The 22,316-nt window shown below is 66.0% G+C and carries 24 protein-coding genes; 22 read left to right on the top strand and 2 right to left on the bottom strand.

Translation table 11 applies throughout. The annotated features are described in order from the left end of the window. Positions 1-44 precede the first annotated feature (44 nt). Together ACTNAU_RS04285 and ACTNAU_RS04280 are read right to left on the bottom strand one after the other, a co-directional pair. A complete protein-coding gene (locus ACTNAU_RS04285) occupies positions 45-479 on the bottom strand; it encodes a hypothetical protein (protein WP_441097675.1) in 435 nt (144 codons plus the stop codon). A 32-nt stretch (positions 480-511) separates the two neighbouring features. Further along, positions 512-829 (bottom strand): helix-turn-helix domain-containing protein, encoded by a 318-nt coding sequence (locus ACTNAU_RS04280; protein WP_185915917.1) that lies wholly within the window; start codon positions 827-829, stop codon positions 512-514. Between the two features lie 272 nt (positions 830-1,101). On the opposite strand from ACTNAU_RS04280, the gene ACTNAU_RS04275 reads away from it, so the two are divergent. From ACTNAU_RS04275 to ACTNAU_RS04170, 22 genes are all read left to right on the top strand, one after another. After that, positions 1,102-1,326, top strand: a complete 225-nt coding sequence (locus ACTNAU_RS04275) for a helix-turn-helix domain-containing protein (RefSeq protein ID WP_185915916.1) — start codon at positions 1,102-1,104, stop codon at positions 1,324-1,326. A 128-nt stretch (positions 1,327-1,454) separates the two neighbouring features. Beyond that, positions 1,455-1,673: a helix-turn-helix domain-containing protein gene (locus ACTNAU_RS04270; protein ID WP_185915915.1), complete on the top strand. Its 219-nt coding sequence runs from the start codon at positions 1,455-1,457 to the stop codon at positions 1,671-1,673. A 519-nt stretch (positions 1,674-2,192) separates the two neighbouring features. Then, positions 2,193-2,405, top strand: a complete 213-nt coding sequence (locus tag ACTNAU_RS04265) for a FeoA family protein (protein ID WP_059004452.1) — start codon at positions 2,193-2,195, stop codon at positions 2,403-2,405. 16 nt (positions 2,406-2,421) lie between these two features. After that, the gene (locus tag ACTNAU_RS04260; protein ID WP_021658762.1) at positions 2,422-2,643 is read left to right on the top strand and encodes a FeoA family protein; all 222 of its coding nucleotides are present in this window, start codon (positions 2,422-2,424) and stop codon (positions 2,641-2,643) included. Positions 2,644-2,714: 71 nt separating this feature from the next. Then, positions 2,715-4,895, top strand: coding sequence for a ferrous iron transport protein B (feoB, locus tag ACTNAU_RS04255; protein ID WP_441097674.1), 2,181 nt, complete (start codon positions 2,715-2,717; stop codon positions 4,893-4,895). Continuing rightward, positions 4,892-5,047, top strand: a complete 156-nt coding sequence (locus ACTNAU_RS04250; protein WP_441097673.1) for a FeoB-associated Cys-rich membrane protein — start codon at positions 4,892-4,894, stop codon at positions 5,045-5,047. The genes feoB and ACTNAU_RS04250 overlap by 4 nt, the downstream gene beginning before the upstream one ends. Positions 5,048-5,278: 231 nt before the next feature. Next, positions 5,279-5,611, top strand: coding sequence for a hypothetical protein (locus tag ACTNAU_RS04245; RefSeq protein ID WP_441097672.1), 333 nt, complete (start codon positions 5,279-5,281; stop codon positions 5,609-5,611). Between the two features lie 247 nt (positions 5,612-5,858). Beyond that, positions 5,859-6,308, top strand: a complete 450-nt coding sequence (locus tag ACTNAU_RS04240; protein WP_441097671.1) for an ATP-binding cassette domain-containing protein — start codon at positions 5,859-5,861, stop codon at positions 6,306-6,308. Between the two features lie 137 nt (positions 6,309-6,445). Next, positions 6,446-8,668: a metallophosphoesterase family protein gene (locus ACTNAU_RS04235; RefSeq protein WP_441097670.1), complete on the top strand. Its 2,223-nt coding sequence runs from the start codon at positions 6,446-6,448 to the stop codon at positions 8,666-8,668. Between the two features lie 87 nt (positions 8,669-8,755). Then, a complete protein-coding gene (locus ACTNAU_RS04230) occupies positions 8,756-9,925 on the top strand; it encodes a YibE/F family protein (RefSeq protein WP_441097669.1) in 1,170 nt (389 codons plus the stop codon). A 198-nt stretch (positions 9,926-10,123) separates the two neighbouring features. After that, positions 10,124-10,798: a response regulator transcription factor gene (locus ACTNAU_RS04225; RefSeq protein ID WP_441097668.1), complete on the top strand. Its 675-nt coding sequence runs from the start codon at positions 10,124-10,126 to the stop codon at positions 10,796-10,798. Then, a complete protein-coding gene (locus ACTNAU_RS04220) occupies positions 10,798-11,799 on the top strand; it encodes a sensor histidine kinase (protein ID WP_441097667.1) in 1,002 nt (333 codons plus the stop codon). Before ACTNAU_RS04225 ends, ACTNAU_RS04220 begins: the two co-directional genes overlap by 1 nt. 124 nt (positions 11,800-11,923) lie before the next feature. Then, positions 11,924-12,607, top strand: a complete 684-nt coding sequence (locus tag ACTNAU_RS04215) for an ABC transporter ATP-binding protein (RefSeq protein ID WP_441097666.1) — start codon at positions 11,924-11,926, stop codon at positions 12,605-12,607. Further along, positions 12,604-15,174 carry an ABC transporter permease gene (locus ACTNAU_RS04210; RefSeq protein WP_441097665.1) on the top strand — a complete coding sequence of 857 codons (2,571 nt, stop codon included), beginning with the start codon at positions 12,604-12,606 and terminating at the stop codon, positions 15,172-15,174. Before ACTNAU_RS04215 ends, ACTNAU_RS04210 begins: the two co-directional genes overlap by 4 nt. An 87-nt stretch (positions 15,175-15,261) precedes the next feature. Further along, complete coding sequence (locus ACTNAU_RS04205) at positions 15,262-15,786, top strand: nitroreductase family protein (protein WP_441097664.1); 525 nt, start codon at positions 15,262-15,264, stop codon at positions 15,784-15,786. A gap of 193 nt (positions 15,787-15,979) precedes the next feature. Further along, positions 15,980-17,434 (top strand): diguanylate cyclase, encoded by a 1,455-nt coding sequence (locus ACTNAU_RS04200; protein ID WP_441097663.1) that lies wholly within the window; start codon positions 15,980-15,982, stop codon positions 17,432-17,434. Between the two features lie 123 nt (positions 17,435-17,557). Next, entirely contained in the window at positions 17,558-17,992 is a 435-nt protein-coding gene (locus ACTNAU_RS04195; RefSeq protein ID WP_256136113.1) for a prepilin-type N-terminal cleavage/methylation domain-containing protein, read from the top strand. Positions 17,993-18,110: 118 nt separating this feature from the next. Continuing rightward, positions 18,111-18,893 carry a prepilin peptidase gene (locus ACTNAU_RS04190; protein WP_441097662.1) on the top strand — a complete coding sequence of 261 codons (783 nt, stop codon included), beginning with the start codon at positions 18,111-18,113 and terminating at the stop codon, positions 18,891-18,893. 33 nt (positions 18,894-18,926) lie between these two features. Next, positions 18,927-20,135 carry a type II secretion system F family protein gene (locus tag ACTNAU_RS04185; RefSeq protein WP_216400990.1) on the top strand — a complete coding sequence of 403 codons (1,209 nt, stop codon included), beginning with the start codon at positions 18,927-18,929 and terminating at the stop codon, positions 20,133-20,135. 33 nt (positions 20,136-20,168) lie between these two features. Next, the gene (gene pilM, locus ACTNAU_RS04180; RefSeq protein ID WP_441097661.1) at positions 20,169-21,080 is read left to right on the top strand and encodes a type IV pilus biogenesis protein PilM; all 912 of its coding nucleotides are present in this window, start codon (positions 20,169-20,171) and stop codon (positions 21,078-21,080) included. Further along, positions 21,077-21,661 (top strand): hypothetical protein, encoded by a 585-nt coding sequence (locus ACTNAU_RS04175; protein WP_185915899.1) that lies wholly within the window; start codon positions 21,077-21,079, stop codon positions 21,659-21,661. Before pilM ends, ACTNAU_RS04175 begins: the two co-directional genes overlap by 4 nt. A gap of 18 nt (positions 21,662-21,679) precedes the next feature. Continuing rightward, positions 21,680-22,306 carry a hypothetical protein gene (locus tag ACTNAU_RS04170; protein ID WP_441097660.1) on the top strand — a complete coding sequence of 209 codons (627 nt, stop codon included), beginning with the start codon at positions 21,680-21,682 and terminating at the stop codon, positions 22,304-22,306. The last annotated feature ends 10 nt before the right edge of the window (positions 22,307-22,316 follow it).

Here is a 22,316-nt window from a genome sequence, read left to right as displayed (position 1 = left end):
TTTTGTCGCCTGTTCTATACGGTTTGTAATATACAATAAAACAATTACAGATTTTCCTCCCCCGGCAGGGGCTGCAAGGGGGATTTGCCGTCGGGGAGGGGGCATATCTGGTAGAGGCGGTCGCTCAACTGCACACAGGTGCGGTAGGCGGACCAGTAGCGCCCGCACAGCCGCTTCCAGCGCTTTGTCAGGAGGAAATCGGCGAGGGTGGCGGCCGCGCAGAGGCAGGTGCACCCCAAAAAGACGTACCGCCCCCAGCCGGGGAAGCGCAAAAACAGGAAAAAGCCTGCGCCGAGGCAGAGCAGAGGGGCGTATACAACAGGCGTCCAACGCCAAAAGTGGGGGCGCCGCTCCAGCCGGTCGCGGGCCTGTTCGGCCGCCAGCAGCCGGGGGTAGACCTCCTCCCACCGGCGGCAGATGGCGTCCAGTTCCTCCCGCTGCGCCTGGGAGAGCTGCGAGACGTCCGGCCACTGCGACATGGGGCGCACCCCCTTTCGGGCAGAAGGGGCGGCTAGTCCCGCGCCTTCATGATGGATTTGAGCAGTTCCTTGAACAGCCGCCGCTCGTGCGGGGTGAGGCGATCGACCAGGGGGCGGAGGTCCTCCCCCCCGTCGGGCAGGCAGAGGTCCCCCTGCAAAAGGTACTGGGGGGAGACCGTGAGGTTGTTGCAGATTTTCAGCAGCAGGTCCAGCCCCAGCCCCCGCTTGCCGCTGAGGATCTTTTGCATGTAGGCGGCGGAGACGTCGCACGCCTCGGCCAGCGCCTCCACCGTCACCCCTTTGGCCAGCCGCGCCTCGTTGAGCAGCTTGCCGAACTGTGTCCGGTCCACCCGGTCCCACCCCCTCTCTGCCCGTCTGGTATAAGACTGCATGGGCCCCTGACCGCGCGCCGCGCCGCCAGGGCCCTTTTTTAGTATAGGAAATATTTTCCCCGCGGAGAATCGACAGACCGGCCTTTTTGCGGACAGAAAGGCCGCGGCGGTACTTTTTTCAAAAAACTTTAAAATTTATAGAAAAAGGCAACACAACCAACGATTGTTGGTATATATCAACACGTACTCCTTCATACTGGCTATTACAAGAACAAACGTGGGTGTTGCATATGAAAAAAATTTTAGCTGCGCGATTAAGGCAGTGCAGAAAAGAAAAGGGCCTCACACAGCGTGAAGTGGCAATTTACTGCAATGTCGCCGAAAACACTTATCAGAATTATGAGCTGATGACGCGGGAGCCCAAGTTGGAGATTGTGCTTGAAATCGCAAAGTTTTTTGATGTGTCTTTGGATTATCTTGTTGGGAGAACAGATAACAGGAAAGTGAATAAATAGAGCCACTAGAATGCCATCAAAATGACAAGAAAAATTGAATTTATTTGGCCGCACCAACAAACGTTGGTACGGCCTTTATTTTATTCCTGCATACTGGTTATGTCAAGAACGATTGTAGGTGTTGAGGCGTGAAAAGAGTTTTAGCACAGCGCTTAAAACAGTGTAGAAAAGAAAAGGATTTCACCCAACAAGAAGTCGCCATTTATTGTGACATTACAGAGAAAGCCTATCAAAATTACGAATTGATGATGCGCATACCCAAATTGGAGATTTTGATTAGGATAGCAAATCTCTACGGGGTTTCGCTGGACTATCTTGTGGGGAGAACAGATAAGAAGGTGCTCTAAACTGCAAAGTGTGAGAGAGCCTTTCTTCGATATGCACAAAAATAGATGAAAAAGAGAGATGGGGAGGTCAAAGGGCCTCCCCACTTTTTTGCTATTTTGACTGTTATCCAGAGGGGCCTCTTTTTCTCATTGGAACGCGTTAGGCCGCTGTCCCCCGGTGGGATCCTCCCGGCCATCCTGGTTCCCTCCCATCCCCGTCCCCTCTGTGCGCGGAGGAAAAGTGGGGAGTGCCCTCCCTCACCACGGCCGCAAAGGCGCCCATCCCCGCCGCCCAAGGGGCCACAGAGCCCGCGGAGGGGGAAAATCAGAAGAAAAAATTCCCACAAAATGCTGCGCGGCAGCGGCCATTTTGCGGCAAATCGGCAAAAGCGAGGGGTGGGATGAAAAATTTGGGGAGAGGGGATTGACAGATGGAGTTAGCGGCGGTAAACTATGAACTGTTCAAATGAGTTAGTTAAAGCTAACCGAATGCATTGGCCCTCGGTCCCAAGTGGGCCGCCAAAGAGGAGGGGAGGGGACGTGATGCCCTTGACAATGGCAAAGGCGGGGGAGACGGTCACCATCCGCAAGATCACCGGCCGCGACGAGGTCCGCCAGCACCTGGCGGAGCTGGGCTTTGTGGTGGACACGTCGGTGACGGTGGTCAGCGAGTTGGCCGGCAACCTGATCTTGCAGGTGAAAGACAGCCGCATCGCCCTGGACAAGACCATGGCCATGCGGGTGATGATTTGAGAGGAGAGAGAGCCCGATGAAAACGCTGAGAGACGCCAAGGTGGGGGACACGGTCACGGTGGTCAAGCTCCACGGCGAGGGGGCGGTCAAGCGCCGCATCATGGACATGGGGATCACCAAGGGGGTGGACATCCACATCCGCAAGGTGGCCCCCCTGGGGGACCCGCTGGAACTCAATGTCCGCGGGTACGAGCTGTCCCTGCGCAAGGCGGACGCGCAGATGATCGAAATCAGCTAGGGCGGCGGGCGCCGCCTGTTTTTCGGCCAAGCGGTTAGCTTGTGCTAATTAAGAGAGGGGGAGTACAAGAAATGGAGATAAAAATCGCCCTGGCGGGCAATCCCAACTGCGGTAAAACCACCCTGTTCAACGCCCTGACCGGCTCCAACCAGTACGTCGGCAACTGGCCCGGCGTCACGGTGGAAAAGAAGGAGGGCCGCCTCAAAGGGCATGGGGACGCGGTCATTCAGGACCTGCCGGGCATCTACTCGCTGTCGCCCTACACCCTGGAAGAGGTGGTGGCCCGCAGCTACCTGGTGGGGGAGAAGCCCGACGCCATCCTCAACATCGTCGACGGCACCAACATCGAGCGCAACCTCTACCTGACCACCCAGCTCATCGAGCTGGGGCTGCCGGTGGTGGTGGCGGTCAACATGATCGACCTGGTGCGCAAAAACGGCGACCGCATCGACCTTGCCAAGCTGGGCGACGCCCTGGGCTGCCAGGTGCTGGAGATGAGCGCCCTCAAGGGGGAGGGCGGCATGGCCGCCGCCGAGGCCGCCCTGGCCCTGGCCAAGGGCCACCGGGCGGGGGAACTGCCCCACGTCTTTACCGGCAGCGTCGAGCACGCCATCGCCCACATCGAGGAGTCCATCGCCGGGAAGGTGGACGACCGCTTCCTGCGCTGGTACGCCATCAAGGTGTTCGAGCGCGACGAGCGGGTGATGGAGGAGCTGCGGCTCTCCGCCTCCCTGAAGGCGCACCTGGAACAGCACATCGCCGACTGCGAGCAGGAGCTGGACGACGATGCCGAGAGCATCATCACCAACCAGCGCTACGCCTACATCAGCGGGGTGATCGAGCGCTCGGTGAAAAAGAGGCGGGCCAAACACAGCCTCTCGATTTCCGACAAGATCGACCGCGTCGTCACCAACCGGGTGCTGGCCCTGCCCATCTTTGCGGCCGTGATGTTTTTGGTCTACTACATCTCCATCTCCACGGTGGGGGACGTCGTCACCGAGTGGACCAACGAGACCCTGTTTGGCAGCCTCATCTGCGGCAACCTGAGCGCCTGGATGGAGGGCATCGGCTGTGCGCCCTGGCTGGTGGGCCTGGTGGTCGACGGCATCGTCGGCGGCGTGGGCGCGGTCATCGGCTTTGTGCCCCAGATGCTCATCCTCTTCCTCATGCTCTCGGTGTTGGAGGACATCGGCTACATGGCCCGGGTCGCCTTTATCATGGACCGCATCTTCCGCCGCTTCGGCCTCTCCGGCAAGAGCTTCATCCCCATGCTCATCGCCTCGGGCTGCGGGGTGCCCGGCGTCATGGCCAGCCGCACCATTGAAAACGAGCGCGACCGCCGCATGACCATCATGACCACCTGCTTCATCCCCTGCGGGGCCAAAATGCCCATCATCGGCCTGTTCGCCGGGGCCCTCTTCGGCGGCTCCGGGCTGGTGGCCACCTCGGCCTACTTCATCGGGGTGGCGGCGGTGATTTTTTCAGGCATCGTCCTCAAAAAGACCAAGATGTTCTCCGGTGACCCGGCCCCCTTCGTCATGGAGCTGCCGGCCTACCACGTCCCCGCGGTGGGGAACGTGCTGCGGGCCACCTGGGAACGGGGCTGGTCCTTCATCAAGCGGGCCGGCACCGTCATCCTGGCCTCCTCGGTGGTGCTGTGGTTCTTGCAGTCCTTCGGCTTTGTGGATGGGGCCTTCGGGATGGTGGAGGACAACAACACCTCCCTGCTGGCCTCCATCGGCAGCGCCATCTCCTTCCTCTTTGCGCCCCTGGGCTTTGGCAGTTGGAAACCGGCCGTGGCCACCTTCACCGGCCTCATCGCCAAGGAGAACGTGGTGGGCACCTTCGGCGTCCTCTACGGCTTTGCCGAGGTGGCTGAGGACGGCGCCGAGATCTGGGGCAACATCGCCACCGACTTCACCCAGCTCTCCGCTTACAGCTTCATGATCTTCAACCTCCTCTGCGCCCCCTGCTTTGCGGCCATGGGCGCCATCAAGCGGGAGATGAACAGCGCCAAGTGGACCTTTGCCACCATCGGCTACATGTGCGGCCTGGCCTACCTCGCCTCGCTGGTGGTCTACCAGTTGGGCCTGCTCTTTACCGGCCACGGCTTTGGCGTCGGCACCGCCGCTGCTGTCCTGGCCCTGCTGGCCGCCGTCTACCTGCTGGTGCGCAAAAATCGGTATGGCGACAACACCCTGGCGGTGCGTTCGGTCACCGCCGCCTCGAAGAAAAAGGAGATGATTTCTTGAACGGACCCACCATCGTCGGCGCGCTGCTCGTCTTGGCGATCGTCGCCGCCATCGTCGGGCGGGGCATCTGGAACAGGAGACACCACCGGGGCGGCTGCAGCTGCGGCTGCGGCGACTGCCCCAGCCGGGGCCTCTGCCACCCCGACAAATAAACAAACAGGGGGACGCGGGCGGCAAAACCGCCGGCGCCCCTCTTTTTTAAAAGGAATATTTTCCCGGAAAACGCCGCCGCAATGGGGCTCCGGGAAAGGGAGTGGGGACAGACGAGATGATGATCGACAAGCGGCCGATCGGCGCTGTGCCGGACAGCAGGGGCCATGTGGCCCGAAACGTGATCTACCGGTGGGGCGAGCTGTTGGCGGGCGCGGCAGCGCCCCTTGCCTTTGCCCGGATGCTGGGCGGGCTGCTGCAGGGGGGCCACCGGCGCCGACCTGGCCGCCGCCTGCGGGGTGGGGCTTTTGGCTATGGCAGTGCGCTGGTTCTGCACCGCCATGGCCGGGCGGGAGAGCTTTCTCGCCTCCCGCTCGGTGAAAAAGGCGCTGCGCCGCCGCATCTGCGACAGGCTGCTGCGGCTGGGGTCCTCCTGCGCGCAGCGGGTCTCCCCCTCGGAGGTGGTGGAGCAGTTAAAGGCCTATTTTGGCGCTTGCCTGCCCCAGTTTTTTTACAGCCTGCTGGCGCCTTTGCCCCTCTTTGTCCTGCTCTTCCCCATCAGCTAAAAGGCGGCGGTGGCCCTCCTCCTCTGTGTGCCGCTGATCCCGGCGGCCATCGCCGCGGTGCAGACCGGTGCTACGGGGGATGTTGCTGGACATCCGCCCGGGCGCGCTCACTGCCGTTGTTGGGGAGAGCGGCTCACTCTTGCCGCCCTGCTCACCGGGCGCTGCCGGGACTGTGGGGGCGAGGTGCGCATCGGCGGGGTGGAATGGGGCCGGCTCTCCGCCGGAGAACTGGCCCGCACCGTCACCTATGGGGGCTTTGCGGGCCACCTGTTTTCGGGAACGGCGGCTGAAAACCTGCGCATGGGCTGCCCCGAAGCCGACGACGCGGTCCTCTGGCGGGCGCTGGAACGCACCCGGATGGCCGCCCTCCCGCGGGGGGAACAGGGGCTGGGAACCCCATCTGGGGCCCCAGGGGGCCAACCTCTCGGGAGGGCGGCGGCAGCGGCTGGCCCTGGCGCGGGCCCTGCTGCACGGCACCCCTATCTACATCTTTGACGAGGCCACCTCCAACAGCGACGTGGGGAGCGAGAACGACATCATAGCCGAAATCCACGCCCTGGCGGGGGAAAAGACGGTCCTCCTCGTCTCCCACCGGCCAGCCAATGTGGCCGCCGCCGACTGCATCTGCGTGCCGGGGCCCGGCCGGGGGCCCCCTCCCTTTTGGCCCGAATGCCAGGTCCGGGAAAGGGTGGCGTAGGGGGAAGGTGGGGGGCGGTCAAAGCTCTGTAAGGCCGGGTAAAAAGTGGGTCAAAAGCCTTGAGAGGGCCGCCGGAGCGGCGCTATAATGCAACCGTCACAGGAAATGTTTTGAAGAAGAGAGAGGAGAAAAAGACTGTGAGAGTTGCAAAGAGAGCCGCCGTTTTGGGGCTGGCCGCCGCCCTGGCCCTTTCCTCGGCCGCGCCGGCGTTTGCCAGTTTTGCCGGCGACACCCAGGGGGGCAGCGCCTACCAGAGCTGGAAAAGCGCCAACTGGACGGCTGAAAACGCCGCCGACTCCGGCCGGCTGGCCATCGCCCCCGGCAAGAGCGAGACCGACCTGAACTTCGCCTGGTACGCCCAGCAGAAGGGGGTGCCCGCGGTGAAGATCGCCACCAGCAGGGAGGGGTTGGCCGCCGCCACCCCCATCCGGGGGACGGCCACCGCCATCGACCGCCAGAATGTGGCCGGGGTGCGCTATCTGGCCTCCAACAAGGTGGAGGCCGAGGGGGTCATTGCCCCCAACACCCTCTACTACTACAGCTATACTGATGATGTGGAGGCCGTCGCCCCGGTGTGGAGCGAGCCCGCCACCTACCAGTCCCACGGCTTTGACAGCTTTGAGGTGCTCTATGTGGGCGACCCCCAGGTGGGGGCCTCGGGCAGCGCCGGGCAGGGGACAGCCGACGACACCAACATTGCAGTGGACACCTACAACTGGGACAAGACCCTTCGGTACGCCCGCGCAAACGAGGGCAAAAATGCCAGCTTTATGCTGGTGGCCGGCGACCAGATCGACTACTCCAGCGCCGACACCGCCGAGAAGCGGGCCATCCGCGAGAGCGAGTACGCCGGCTACCTCTACCCCGAGGCCCTCAAGGGGCTGCCCATGGCCACCACCATCGGCAACCACGAGAGCTATGGGGACGACTACTCCCTGCACTACAACACCCCCAACGCAGAAGACGGTCTGGGGGCCACCGCCTCGGGCAGCGACTACTACTTTAGTTATGGGGATGTCCTCTTCATCGTCCTCAACAGCAACAACCGCAACACCGCCGAGCACCGGCAGTTGATGCAGAAGGCCGTCGAGAGCCACCCCGAAGCCAAGTGGCGCATCGCCATGTTCCACCACGACATCTACGGCTCCGGCGAACCCCACGCCAGCGTGGACGGCGCCAACCTGCGCATCCTCTTCGCGCCGCTGATGGACCAGTTCAACATCGACGTCTGCCTCACCGGGCACGACCACTCCTACGCCCGCACCTACCAGATCCTCGACGGCAAGGTGGTGGACTACGACGAGAGCACCGGCTCCATCGCCGACCCCCAGGGCACCCTCTATATGTCCGCCGGCTCGGCCAGCGGCAGTAAGTTCTACAACCTGAACACCCCCAAGCAGTACTTTGTGGCCGAGCGCAACAACGAGAACAAGCCCACCTTCTCGGTCATCAAGATGGGGGGCGATCGCTTCTCCATCAGCACCTACGACTACGAGGGGAACCAGTACGCCCAGCCCTTCACCATCGTCAAAAACGCCGATGAGGAGTCCCTCACCAACCTGATCTCCCAGGCCCGGGAAAAGGAGGCGAGCGACTACACCGAGGGCAGCTATGCGGCCCTGCAACAGGCCGCCGACGAGGCCGCCGCCCTGCTGGACACCCGGGAGGACCCCGGCGCCGAGGCGCTGGCCCAGGCGTATGACAAGAACATTCAGGGCGACAACAGGGCCGACCCCCTCAACTACTACGGCTACGCCCAGGGGATGTACCAGGCCGCTGCCGACGGGGCCCTGAACATCAAGGCCACCACCCTAAAAGCCGGCTTCTCCACCCTGCTGGACAAGACCCTGCACCGCCAGCAGAACACCACCGTCTCGGCAGCTGATCTCTCCGCCCGCTATGTTGCCCTGGCCCAGGCGCTGGACGGCCTGGCCCTGCGCGCCGATGCCGACGCCCTGCAGGCGGAGATCGCCCGGGCCGAGGCGGCGCTGGAAGCCGCTGAAGAGGGCGAGCATGCCGGGCAGTATCCCGCCGGCTCCAAAGCGGCGTTGCAGGCAGCTGTCGAGGCGGCCCGGGCGGTGTTCGGCGACCAGTTGGCCAGCAGCGGGGAACTGACCGCCGCCACAGAGACCCTGCGGGCCGCGTTGCAGGCCTTTGCCGACGGGCAGCGCACCGAGGACGCCACCCCGCCCAGCCCCGACCAGGGCGGCGAGCAGACCCCCGATGCCGATCCCCCCGAGGCGGGCCAGCCCAACACCGGCGACCCCTCCGGTGTGGCCCTTCTCCCCCTGGCGGGTCTCGGCGTCCTGGCCCTGGCGGGCGCTGGCGCCTGTTTGGCCAAGCGCCGCCGGACCCGGTGACCCCCCTTTCCCCGCACAAGATGCAGAGGCGCTCCGGCGCCTCTGCATCTTGCCTCACCCCAAATTTTCTTGATGGAGGGATCTTTCATGTGCGACGCCAACCGCGCCCGCCTGCGCCGCAGGCTGCCCGACCTGGCCATGCTGGCCTTTTTGCTGCTCTTTGCCCTTGCCCTCATCCTCCTCAACCGCTCGGTGCAAAAGGCCCCTCTGCTGCCGGAGGACGGCAGCACCTTTGAAAAGGGGACGGTGACCGCCCTGGTGGAGGACGATCTGGCCGACGGCGGCGGACAGGTCGTCCAGGTGCTGCTGCGCAGCGGCGCCCACCGGGGGGAGACGGTCACGGCCGACAACTCGGCCAGCTATCTCTACGGGGCCGCCTGCCGGGTGGGCACCCGGGTGGTGGTGCAGCTGGGCGAGTACGGCGGCGCCCTCACCGCCAGCGTTTACAACTACGACCGGGGCGGGGTGCTCTGGGCCCTGGTCGGCCTCTTTTTGGCGGTGCTCTGTGCCATTGGGGGGAAGCGGGGCCTCAAGTCGGCGGTGGGGCTCATCTTTACCTTTCTCTGCGTCCTCTTTCTCTACCTGCCCCTGCTCTACTTGGGGGTCTCGCCCTTCTGGGCGGCGGTGGCGGTGGTGGCGCTCACCACCCTGGTCACCCTCTACCTCATCGGCGGCCCCACCCGCAAAAGCCTCTGCGCCATCCTTGGCACGGTGGCTGGGGTGGTGGCCGCCGGGGGGATCGCCGCCCTCTTTGGGGCCCTGGGCAGGATTTCCGGCTACAACGTCAGCGACATCGAGACCATGATCGTCATCGGCCATAACAGCCGCCTGCAGATTGGCGGGGTCCTCTTCTCCGGCATCCTCATCGCCTCGCTCGGGGCGGTGATGGACGTGGCCATGTCCATCTCCTCCACCGCCAGCGAGCTCATCGCCCAGACCCCCTCCCTCACCCGGCGGCAGCTCTTTCGCAGTGGCATCAACGTGGGGCGGGACATGATGGGCACCATGTCCAACACCCTGATCCTGGCTTTCACCGGCGGCTCGGTCAACACCCTGCTGGTGATCTACGCCTACGACATGCCCTACCTGCAGGTGATCAACATGTACGCCATCGGCATCGAGATCCTGCAGGGGCTTGCGGGCACCCTGGGGGTGATTTTGACAGTTCCGGTGGTCTCGGCCCTCTCGGCCTGCGCCTTCGGCCGGCGGGAGGCCGCTCCCGCTGCGCAAACCCCTAAAATGCGTATAAACAAATAGGTGTAATACTAACTGTAATAAAAATGGGCTGGCAATCACCGCCTTCCCTCCCCCCGTTCCCCCGGGCTACACTGGCAGAAACTTCCCCGCCCCCATTGTGACGAAATCGTCACCCGCAGGGGGGCGGGGTTTGCTATAATAGAGGCAAGTTTAGCCGCGGGGGCCCTGTCGCCCCGCGGGGAAGGGGGGAGCGCGTAAATGCGCATTTTGCTGGTGGAGGACGACCGCACCATCGCCGCCGGTCTCTGCTATTCGCTGCAGGCCGAGGGCTATCAGGTGGAGCACTGCGCCACCTGCGCCGGGGCCCTGGAACAGGTGGAGGCGGGGGGCTGGGACCTGTTGCTGCTGGATCTGACCCTGCCCGACGGCAGTGGCTACGACATCTGCCGCCGCGCCAAGGCCCTGGGGGACACCCCGGTGGTCTTTCTCACCGCCTGCGACGAGGAGGTCAGCGCGGTGATGGGGCTGGACATGGGGGCGGACGACTACGTGACCAAGCCCTTTCGCCTGCGGGAGCTGCTCAGCCGCATCAAGTCGGTGCTGCGCCGCAGCGGCCGGGGCGGGGGGGAGACCTTCCTCACCTTCGGCGCCCTCACCATCTGCCCCCAGCGCGCCCAGGTGCGCTTTGCCGGGCGGGAACTGGCCCTCACCGCCCTGGAGTACCGGCTGCTGTTGACCTTTGCCGCCCACCCCGGGCAGGTGCTCACCCGGGGCCAATTGTTGGAGGGGATCTGGGACGTGGCCGGCAACTTTGTCAACGACAACACCCTCACCGTCTACATCAAGCGTCTGCGGGAAAAGCTGGCCGCCGCCGGGGACGAGGGGCGGATATCCACCGTCCGCGGCCTGGGCTACCGAATGGAGGGGGAGTAATGCTGCGCGGCCGGGAGGGGAAGCTCGCCACCGTCCACTTTGCGGCCCTCTCCGCCGCGGGGACGGCCCTCTGCTTTGCCGTCGCCCCGGCGGCCGGGTGGATCTGCCTCTCCCTCTGCGCGCTGCTGGGGGCGATCTTCGCCGCCTTTACCCGGCGGCGCTACCGGGAGATCCGCCGCCTCTCCCAGTACCTGGCGTCGGTCTATTCGGGGGGCAAACCCCTGGACATCCGCGACAACCGGGAGGGGGAGCTGAGCATCCTCAAAAACGACCTCTACAAAATCACCTGCGTCCTCACCCGGCAGGCCGAGCAGCTCCACCGGGACAAGGACTACCTGGCCGAGGCCATGCAGAACATCTCCCACCAGCTCAAGACCCCCCTCACCAGCCTCTTCGTCATGACCGAACTGCTGCGCTCCCCCGACCTGCCGGCGGACAGGCGGGAGGAGTTCTGGCAGAGCACCGGCCAGTCGCTGGAGCGGATCCAGTGGCTGGTGGGCACCCTGCTGAAATTTTCCCGCTTGGACGCCGAGGCCGTCGCCTTTGCCAGGGAGGAGCTCTCCCTGGCCGACCTCCTGGCCCGGGCGGCGGCCCCCCTGCGCCCGCTTTTAGAGGGGCGGCGGCTCTCCCTCTCCATCGACTGTCCCCCCGCCCTCACCTGGCGGGGGGATGGGGAGTGGACGGCCGAGGCCCTGGGCAACCTCCTCAAAAACTGCGCCGAGCACACCCCGCCCGGAGGCTCTGTCTGGGTGCGCTGCAGCGAGAACCCGCTGCACACCGAGATCGCCATCTGCGACAGCGGCGAGGGGATCGACCCCGGCGACCTGCCCCACCTCTTCGAGCGCTTTTACAAGGGCAAAAACGCCGCCTCCGACGGGGTGGGCATCGGCCTGGCCATGGCCAAGACCATCCTGCAGAGCCAGAACGCCGACGTGAGCGCCCGCAACCGCCCCGAGGGCGGGGCCGAGTTCTCGGTCAAGCTCTACAAGCAGATCGTCTGAAGGTGACCAAATGGTCACCGCCCGGGTCACCCCCGCGTCACCTGCCAAAAGTAGAGTGGGGCCAGGCGGGGGAGAGCGCCCCCGCCGATCACCGGGCCCCGGCCCGCATGGGAGGAATGGTTTGATGGAACTGTTGCGCGTGGAAAACCTCTGCAAACACTACGGCGGCCGGGAGACCGGCACCGACGCCCTGAAGGGGGTCTCCTTCACCGTCGAAAAGGGGGAGTTCGTGGCCATTGTCGGCCCCTCTGGCTCGGGGAAGAGCACCCTCCTGCACATCCTCGGCGGGGTGGACCGCCCCACCTCCGGCCGGGTGCTGGTGGACGGGGCCGACGTCTACCAGATGGACGAAAACGCCCTGGCCATCTTCCGCCGCCGCCAAATCGGGCTGATCTACCAGTTTTACAACCTGATCCCCGTCCTCAATGTGGAGGAGAACATCACCCTCCCCCTGCTGCTGGACGGGCGGAAGGTCGACCCTTTCCGGCTGCAAAACCTGGTGGAAAAACTGGGTCTGGGCGAGCGGCTCGGCCACCTGCCCAGCCAGCTCTCGGGCGGGCAGCAGCAGCGCGTCAGCATCGGCCGGGCGCTGATCGCCAGCCCCGCCCTGGTGCTGGCCGACGAGCCCACCGGCAACCTGGACAGCAAAAACAGCGGCGAGATCATCGGCCTGCTGAAGGACTTTCACCGCACCCTGGACCAGACCCTGCTCATCATCACCCACGACGAGCGCATCGCCCTGCAGGCCGACCGCATCATCGCCATTGAGGACGGGCAGATCGCCCGGGACGAGGTGATCCGCCGATGAACATCATCCACCGCCTCACCCTCAAAAACATGGCCCAAAACCGGCGGCGCACCCTGGTCACCGTGCTGGGGGCCGCCGTGTCGGTGGCCATGCTCACCGCCGTCTCCCTCATCGCCGTCTCCTTTTTGGACATGATGCAGCGCACCGTGCTGGCCGACACCGGCGACTGGCACGTCCGCTTCGAGGGGGTCTCCGCGGCGGCCCCCGCCGCCGCGCGCGCCGACAGCCAGACCGGGTCGGTCACCACCCGGGGGCTGCTCTCCTACGCCAAACCGCCGGAGAGCCTGGACACCCAGCGCCCCTACCTGGCCCTCTGGGGCTACGACCCTGCCGACCAGTCGGCCGCCCGGGCCCCCCTCACCCTGGAGGAGGGGCGGCTGCCCGAGCGGGCGGGGGAACTGGTGGTCTCCCGCGCGTTTTTGGAGACCTCCGCCCTCGACTGGCAGGTGGGGCAGCAGGTGGTGCTGCCCACCGGCCGGCGGCTGGCCCCCGACGAACAGAGCGGCGAACTGTTGCCGGTCTCCCCCTCCTCCCCCGCGGTGGACGGGGAGCAGTGGCTGCCCGAGGGGAGCGAGCGCTACACCCTGGTGGGCATCGGCTCCTTCTCCACCGGCCTGGAGCCCAGTTGGAGCCGCAGCTACACCGGCATCACCTGTCTGCCCGGCGGGTACGGCGGCCAGCTGGAGGTGTCCGCGTCGATGGCCCACCCCGACCGGGGGGTCTACGACTGGGGCGACCGCCTCTGGGAACAGGTGGGCGGCGCCCGCACCTACAACAGCGAGCTGCTCTTTTACATGGGCATCACCGACGACAACACCCTTTACAGCACCCTCTTTGGGGCCCTGGCCATCGTCTGCGGGGTCATCCTCGTCGGCTCGGTCAGCCTCATCTACAACGCCTTCGCCATCTCCCTGGCCGAGCGGGGGCACACCTTCGGGATGCTCTCCAGCGTGGGGGCCACCCGCCGCCAGAAGCGGGGCAGCGTCTTTTTTGAGGCGGCTCTCATCGGGGCGGCGGCCATCCCCCTGGGTCTCTTCGCCGGCTGGCTGGGCATCAAGATCACCTTCGCCTGCATCGGCTCCATCGTCCAGGAGATGTTTCGCGCCGCCCAGCCCCTGCGGGTGGTCATCGCCCCGGCCGCCGTCGGGGCGGCGGTGCTCCTCTCGGCGGCGGTGCTCTTCCTCTCGGCCTGGGTGCCGGCCCAGCGGGCCTCCCGCATCCCCCCCATCGAGGCCATCCGCGGCAGCCGGCAGGTGCGCATCTCCCCCCGGCAGGTGCGCACCTCCCCCATCAGCCGCAAGCTGCTGGGGTTTGAAGGGGAGCTGGGGCTGAAAAACAGCAAGTGCAGCCGCAGCCGCTACCTGGCGACCCTCCTCTCCCTCTTTGTCAGCGTGGTGCTCTTTCTCACCGCCTCCACCTTTACCTATTACATGGGGCGCTCCTTCTCCATGACGGTGGAGGACGTGCAGTTTGACTACACCGTCAACTTCCCCTACACCGGCGACAGCCAGCGCGACCGGCTGGCCGCCGGCATCCAGGCCCTCCCCGGCATCGAGGAGAGCGCCTGCACCCAAAGCCTGTACGGCCAACTGACCCTGCGCCCCGAACAGCTCACCGCCGAGGCCCGGTCGGCCATCTGGCAGCGGGGAGACGGGCTCTACCCCATGGGGATCCAGGTCTACGCCCTGGACGAGGCATCCCTGCAGAATTACTGCCGGCGCGCGGGGCTTGAAGCCGCCCCCCTGCTGTCAGGCAGCGGCAAGGGCATCCTCCTCTCGCCCCAGCTCTACCGGGTCGGACACGAGTTCCGGGAGCTGCGCCACCTGGCCGACCCCCTGGGCAGCGAACTGACCTTTGTCGCCGGCGAGGTGGAGGGCCCCCAGCTGCGCCTGCAGATCGCCGGGGTCTCCTCCGAAGCCCCCATGCCGGTGGCCGGGGCCATGGGCAACAGCTCCACCCTGGCGGTGCTGGTCTCCCAGGACACCTTTGCCGGCTGGCTGGACCAGCTGGGGACCGACTCCCGCACCGCCTCCGTGATGGTGCGCGCCGCCGACCCCGACCTCTTTTACAGCCGCCTGCTCCAGTACCAGAAGGAGACCCGCAGCGAGTGGAGCGTCACCGACTTCACCCGCTACCGGGAGCAAAACAGCCAGCTCCTGCTGCTGGTGGAGGTCTTTGTCTACGGCTTTGTGGCCCTGGTGGCGGTGGTCTGCGGGGCCAACATCTGGAACACCGTCTCCACCGGGGTGGCCCTGCGCCGACGGGAGTTCGCCATGCTCCACTCGGTGGGCATCTCCCCCCGGGGCTTCCAGCGGATGATGCGCTGGGAGAGCCTCTCCTACGGGGTGAAGGCCCTGGCCCTGGGCCTGCCGGTGAGCGCCCTGCTGGCCCTGGGCATCTACAGGGTGCTGGAGCGAAACTTCGCCTTTGCCTTCTCCCTCCCCTGGGGGGCCTATCTGGCGGCGGTGCTGGGGGTGTTCCTGCTGGTGGGGCTGCCCATGGCCCTGTCGCTGCGCAAACTCCGCCGCGAGAACGTGATGGACGCCCTGAAAAACGAGAACCTCTAAGGGCGACCGGCATTTGCGCCCACCCCCTGCCGGTGGTATGATGGGGCTGTGACCGGGCGGACCCCGGAAGAGAGGGAGGTTTTTTGTATGGACGTGTTGGAAGCCATCTACACCCGCCGCAGCATCCGCAAGTACACCGGCCAGCCGGTGGGGGACGAGGCGGTCAAGGCCCTGCTCAAGGCGGGGATGATCGCCCCCACCGCGGTGGACAACCGCGACTGGGAATTCGTCGTCACCAGGGAGCGGGCGGTGCTCGAGCGCCTGTCGGGCTGCCTGGGCCACTCGGGGCTGATGCTGAGAGAGGCCCCCCTGGCCATCGCCCTCTGCGGCGACTGGGACCGGGCCTACCGCTGGGGCAGGGACTACTGGGTCGAGGACTGCGCCGCCGCGGCCGAGAACATCCTCCTGGCCGCCCACGGCATGGGGCTGGGCGCGGTCTGGCTGGGCACCTATCCCCAGACCGACAAGATGCGCCGGGTCGCCGAGACCCTGGAGCTGCCGGCGCACATCATCCCCTTCTGCGTCCTCTCCATCGGCTGGCCGGGGGAGACAAAGCCCGCCGCCGCGGACGAGCGGTACGACGAGGCGAAGATCCACATCGACCGCTGGTGACCTGCCGGCGGGAGGGCCGCTCCGGGCAATTGGCCCGGGGCGGCTTTTTGTATGTCAAAAACAGAGAATTTTTTTTGGTATTTTTAGAAATGCCTTCCGGCGGGAGGGCCGGCGTGGTATACTGGTGGAAATTGGGGGGGCGCCGCGGGTGTCCCCCTCCCCGCCGCGGGCGGGGCGAAGGGGGGCGCGCAGGGTGAAACAGGAGATCGGCCACAGGCGAAAAAACCTGCTTCTGCCCACCTGCGCCATTGCCTTGGCCCTGGTGCTGTCGGTGCTCTCCTTTGCCTACTACCAGCGGGAGCTGCGGGCCACCCTCCTGCAAAAGACCGAGGAGGAGATGGCCCGCTACACCCACCAGAGCGGGGCGATGGTCTCCGGCCTGGTGGAGGACTACTTTGCCCAGCTGGACGCGGTGGCCCTCTTCTGCGCCGGGAACGCCGACCGGGACAACGACAACATCGTCGAGCTGCTGCGCCGGCAAAACAGCCGGGATGAAAATTGCAGGCTGGGCCTCTCGGACTTGAGCGGCACCCTCTACACCGGCACCGGGGTGCCGGTGGACATCTCCGGGCGGGACTTTTTTCAGCGGGCCGCCGGCGGGGAGCGGGTGTTGAGCCAGGTGCACGGCAGCTGCCTGGACGGCCGCTCCTGCGTGGTGCTGGCCATCCCCATCTACGAGGGGGAGCAGGTGGCCGGGGTGGCCTATGCCGAGTACGCGGTGACCCACTTTACCGAACTGCTGGGCAGCGCCCAATTCGCCGGGCTGGGGGCCACCATGGTGATCCAGCCCGACGGGGCCATGATTTCGGGCTACGCCGGGACCGAGCGGTACGAGACCTTTTACGACGCCATCAGCCAGATGGACTTTCGGGGGGCGGACACCCTCGCCAGCCTGCGCGAGCGCGTCGGGGCGGGGGAGTCGGGGCTCTTCACCTACTACCGGGGCGGCAAGGCCCGCTACCTCTACTTTGAGCCCGCCGGGGTGGGGGACTGGACGGTCCTCTCCCTGGTCCTGGCCGAGTCGGTGGAGCGGCAGTTTTCCAGCATCAACGGCCGCTCGGTGGCCCTGATGGGGATCAACCTGCTGCTCTACAGCGTGGTCCTCCTCTGCATCTGGCTGATCTGGCGCAAAAATCAGGCGGTGCTGCGGGCCAACCGCTGCGACGGGCTCACCGGCATCTACAACCGCGGTGGGGTGCGCGCCGCCGTGGAGCCCATGTTGGCGCGGGTGCCGGAAGGGGGACGGGTGCACGCCTGCCTCTTCATCGACGTGGACGACTTCAAGGGGGTCAACGACCGGCTGGGCCACCAGGTGGGGGATCGGGTGCTCGTCCAGCTGGCGTCCCTGCTGCAGCGCACCTTCCGCCAGAGCGACGTGGTGGGCCGCTACGGCGGCGACGAGTTCCTGGTCTGGATGCGGGACGCCCCCTCGCCCCAACTGGTGGAGCACCGGGCCCAGCAGCTCTGCGAATCGGTGGCCGCCTGCGAAGACTTCCCCACCTCCATCAGCGTGGGGGTGGCCCTCTGGCCGCAGGACGGCAGCGATTACGACGAGCTGCTGCACGCCGCCGACCAGGCCCTCTACACCGCCAAAGGGGCGGGGAAAAACCGGGTCGCCTTTTCCCAAAACCTTGGCGAATCGGGGTAAAATAGTCTTGTTTTTTGAGAGAAAGCGCCGTATAATGAGACCATGTACATAGGACACGGCGGGCCGCTGTGTAAAACGCTTGCTCTGCCCCCGGGCGGAGCGCCGAGAAAAGAGGTCATTTAAATGAACAAATTGGCAACTCGTGCCAAAGCGCAGCTGCAAAAAAAGACCGGCAAAAAGGGCTTCACCCTGGTCGAGGTCATCGTGGTGCTGGTCATCCTGGCGATCCTGGCCGCCCTGCTGATCCCCTCCATGGTCAAGTGGATCGACAAGGCCCACGAGAAAGAGGCCATTGTCGAGGCGCGGACGATTGTCATGGCCGCCCAGACCATCGCGTCTGAGGCCTATGAAAAAAATCCCACTGCCTCCGCCCTGACCGGTGCGCAGGAGAGCGAAGTGCTGGCCCTGGCCGACATCGACGGCTCCTTCCCGGCGGGTTCCTCCATCACCATCGACGCGGGCAAGGTCACCGGTCTGACCTATGTGACCAAGAACGGCGCCTATCAGGTGGTTTACAGTTCGACAGGGGACACATATACCGTCACCAAGCTGGGATAATGACTTCTAGAGTTAGAAAACAGCGTTCTTACTAGGTAGCGAGGGCACCCTTGCGGGACTTTCCCGCAGGGGTGTTCTGAGATAAGGGCAAAAATGCCCGAGAGGGGAGGGTCCGCCAGTGCCAGCTTCGTACTACGTCGCCTGCACCGTGCTGGCCCTCCTCCTCTTTGCCTTTGGCAGCGTCATCGGCAGCTTTTTAAACGTGGTCATCTACCGGGTGCCCCAGGGCATCTCGGTGGCCAAAGGGCGCTCCTTCTGCCCCAGCTGCGGCAAGACCCTCCGCCCGCTGGACATGGTGCCGGTCTTCAGCTGGCTGGCCCTGCGGGGGCGCTGCCGGTCCTGCGGGGCCCCCATCTCCCCCCGCTACCCCCTTGTCGAGTGCGCCGGCGGGGTGTTGGCCCTTCTCTGTGTGGGGGCGCTGGGCCCCACCCCTCTGGCGGCGGTGGCCTTTGGCGCCCTCTGCGCGCTGCTGTGCGTCGCCTGCATCGACGCCACCACCATGGAGATCCCCAACGGGCTGGTGCTGGCCCTGGCGGCCTTTGCGCTGCTGGCGGTCCCCGCCGCGCCGGGGGTGGGGCTTCTCTCCCGCCTCCTCGGCGCGGCCGAGATCAGCCTGCCCCTGTTCCTCTGCACCCGGCTGGTACCCGAGAGCTTTGGCGGGGGCGATGTAAAGCTGATGGCGGCCGCCGGTTTCCTGCTGGGGTGGCGCGCCACCCTGGTGGCCGCCTTTTTGGCTCTGGTGGGCGGCGGGCTCTACGGGGTCTGGCTGCTGGCCACCCGCCGCGCCGGGCGGAAGAGCCACTTTGCCTTCGGCCCCTTCCTGGCCGGGGGGATCGGGGTGGCCCTCCTCTGGGGCGAGGGGCTCATCTCCGGCTATCTCTCCCTCTTTGGCCTGGCCTAGGGGGTTTATCAAATCGGAAAGGGGGCGGGGCAGGTGCCCGTCTACCAGTACCGCGCCGCCGACAAGGGCGGCAAGATCACCGAGGGGGAGATGAACGCCCCGGCCGAGGCCCAGCTGTCCGAGCGGCTGCGGGGCGACGGGCTCTTCCTCCTCTCCTGCAAGGAGAGGGAGGAGAAGACCGTCTCCTACCGGCTGCGGCCGCTGGAACTCTCCGAGTTCTGCCGCGACCTGGGCACCATGCTCGGCTCGGGCGTGCCGCTGCTGCGCTCGGTCTCCATCCTCATCCAGCGCGACCCCAAGGTGCGCATCAAGCGGGTCTACCAGCAGCTCTACCGCTCCCTCCAGCGGGGGCTCCCCCTGTCGGAGGCCATGGAGGAGCAGACCGGCGCCTTCCCCGAGCTGCTGATCCAAATGTACCGCGCGGGGGAGGCCAGCGGCCGGCTGGACCTGACCTCCCAAAAGATGGCCCTCCACTACCAAAAGGAGCACCGCCTCAACAGCAAGGTGCGGGGGGCGATGGTCTACCCCATCATCCTCCTGTGCCTGACGGTGGTCATCACCCTGGGCATCTTCCTCTTCGTCCTCCCCAACTTCTTCACCCTCTTCGAGGGGATGGAGCTGCCCTGGCCCACCCAGGTGGTGATGGCCATCAGCGGCGGGCTGGAGCGGTACTGGGTGTTCTGGCTCGTCGGCGCGCTGCTGGCGGTGCTGGCCCTGGGGTTTGTGCTGCGCCTGCCCAAGGTGCGGCTGGCGGTGGACCGTTGCAAGTTGCGCCTCCCCCTGGTGGGCAAACTGCTGCGCACCATCTACACCGCCCGCTTTGCCCGCACCCTCAGCTCCCTCTACGCCAGCGGGCTGCCCATCATCACCGCCCTGCAAAACGCCCGCGGCACCACCGGCAACCGCTACATCGGCGACCAGTTCGACGGGGTGGTGCGGCAGGTGCGCAGCGGCGGCGCCCTGTCCGACGCCATCGCCCAGGTGGACGGCTTTGACCCCAAGCTGGCCGCCACCATCCGGGTGGGGGAGGAGACCGGCAAACTCGACGAGATGCTCGAGTCCACCGCCGAGTCCTTCGACTACGAGGCGGAGAGCGCCACCGCCAAGCTCACCGCCATCCTCGAGCCGGTGCTCATCATCCTCATGGCGCTGGTCATCGGCTTCATCATGATCTCGGTGATGCTGCCCATCTACTCCCTCTACGACCAGATCGGCGCCGGCGCCGGCAGCTACGGCGGCTGATCGATCCCCGCTTTTTAAAGGAGAAAAAACACCATGGAATGTTCGGTATATATCGGCAACGAGGCCATCCACGCGGTGATGGGCCGGGCCGGGCGCAAGGGGGTGCAGATCGAGCGGGTCTGCTCTGAACCCCTGGCCCCGGGGGCGGTCATCGGCGGCGTGTTCATCGACGAGGCGGCCGTCAAGGCGGCCCTCTGCAGCCTCTGGGGCCGCAGCCACCTCCCCCAGCGGGGGGTGCGGCTGGTGGTTGGGGGGCGCTCGGTCTTCCTCAAGCGCTCGGTGGTCCCCACCCTCTCCCGCGGCAAACTGCAGCGGGTGTTGGTAGACGAGTTCCCCGAGGTGGAGGACCCCGCCGAGCTGCTCTACGACTACGCGGTCCTCACCCCCCGCCTCCCCGAAGGGGGCGGCGCGGTCCTCTGCACCGCCGCGCCCCGGGCCTTCATCCAGTCCTACCGGCAGCTGTTTGCGTCGGCGGGCGTCGGCCTGCGCTCGGCGGAGCTGAACATCGGCGGCCTCATCAAGGTGGCGCGGCTCTCGGCCGCCCTGCAGCGGGAGAGCTGCGTGGTGGTGGTGCTCGACGACCTGGGCGTCGACCTGACCCTGCTGGCCGCCGGCGACTACCGGTTTTGCAACCGCTCCCGCCTGTTGGAGGGGCGGGGCACCCCCCAGTCCGCCGCCGAGATCGGGCGGCTGCTCTCCTCCATGGTGCAGTTCAACGCTTCCGAAAAGGGGGAGCCGGTCGAGCACGTCTACCTGGCCGGCCTCAGGGAGGGGGAGGAGGGGCTCTATGCGGCCCTGGGCGAGAGCCTGGGCATCGCCGCCGACCCCTTCCCCGACTGCCCTGAAATCGCCGTCCTGCCCCGCCGCAGGGGGTGCCAATTCACCCTTGCCGAGCACCTGTACGCCGTGGGGGGACTGATTCGGACAGGGGGGATCTGGGGATGAAGGCGCTTCGCAAAAAGGACATCGACTATCTGGCCCGGCTGAAGGACGGGCGGCGCAGCGCCCGCCCCATCCTCCGCATCGCCCTGTTGGCGCTCCCCTTTGTGCTGGTGTTGGGGGCCTTCGCCGCCGCCTTTTTCTACTACACCGGCGCCACCTCCCGCCTGAAAAGGGAGGACGCGCCCCTGCAGGCCTACCTGCAAAACCCGCAAAACCTCCAGCGGCAGAGCAGGGCGGTGGAACTCTCCGACCAACTGGCCGGCTACACCGCCCGGCGGGACGCCCTCAAGAGCGACCTGGACGCCCTGGCCGGCTACCCCCGGCTCTACAAGGAGCTCTACCGGCAGGTCATCGGCCTCACCGGGGGTGCCGTGCAGGTGGAGAGCACCTCCTTCTCCGACGAGACCGGGCTGCTGACGCTGGAGCTGTCCTCCTCCGGGGTGAAGGACGCGCCGACCTACATCCAAAAGCTGCGGGAGTCCGGCCTCTTTCAGGACATCGCCTACCGGGGGTACGGCGTGGACGAACAGGACGGCCGCTACCACTTCACCGCCGACTGCCTGCTGGCAGCCTCGGCCCAATAGCCGCAAGGAGGGAACGCCATGACCAAACTGACCCGGCGGGAGCGAACGCTGCTCTACGCCATGTTTCTCATCCTCTTTGCAGCGGGGGCCTTTCTCCTGGCGCGGCCCCTGGCCGCGTCGCGGGATGCGGCCCAGGAACAGCTCGCCCAGGACAGGGAGGCCGCCCAGCTGATGGAGCGGCAGATCGCCCTGGCCCAGACCTATGAGAGCCAGATCAGCGCCTGCAAAGAGGAGATCACCGCCCTCTCCGGCAGCCTTCCGGCCCCCATGGTCTCCAACCGGGCCGACCAGATGGTGACCAACCTGGCCCTCCGCCACCGGCTGACCCCGGTGAAGGAGACCATCTCCGACCCGGTGAACACCCCCATCCCGGCCTACCTCTCCCAGCCCGCCGAGCAGGGGAGCGCCCCCCAGGGGGAGGAGGAGGCCGTCGGCGCCCTGACCACCACCGAGATCGAGCTGCAGGCCTACGGCACCCTGTCCAACCTGCAAAACCTCCTGGAGGAGATCAAGGACCTGCCCGAACTGCGGGTCACCCAGTACAAGACCACCGTGGAGCGGAGCAAGGACGAGGCGGGCAACGCCTCCAGCCGCACCCTGTTCACCATCCACTTTGCCATCTACCAATACCAGGAGGGCGAGTAGCCCCCAAACC

The organism is Bittarella sp. HCP28S3_D9 (assembly GCF_052065655.1).
In the GTDB taxonomy this organism is placed as follows: domain Bacteria; phylum Bacillota; class Clostridia; order Oscillospirales; family Ruminococcaceae; genus Bittarella; species Bittarella massiliensis.
This window is presented reverse-complemented; position numbering and strand designations above follow the sequence as displayed.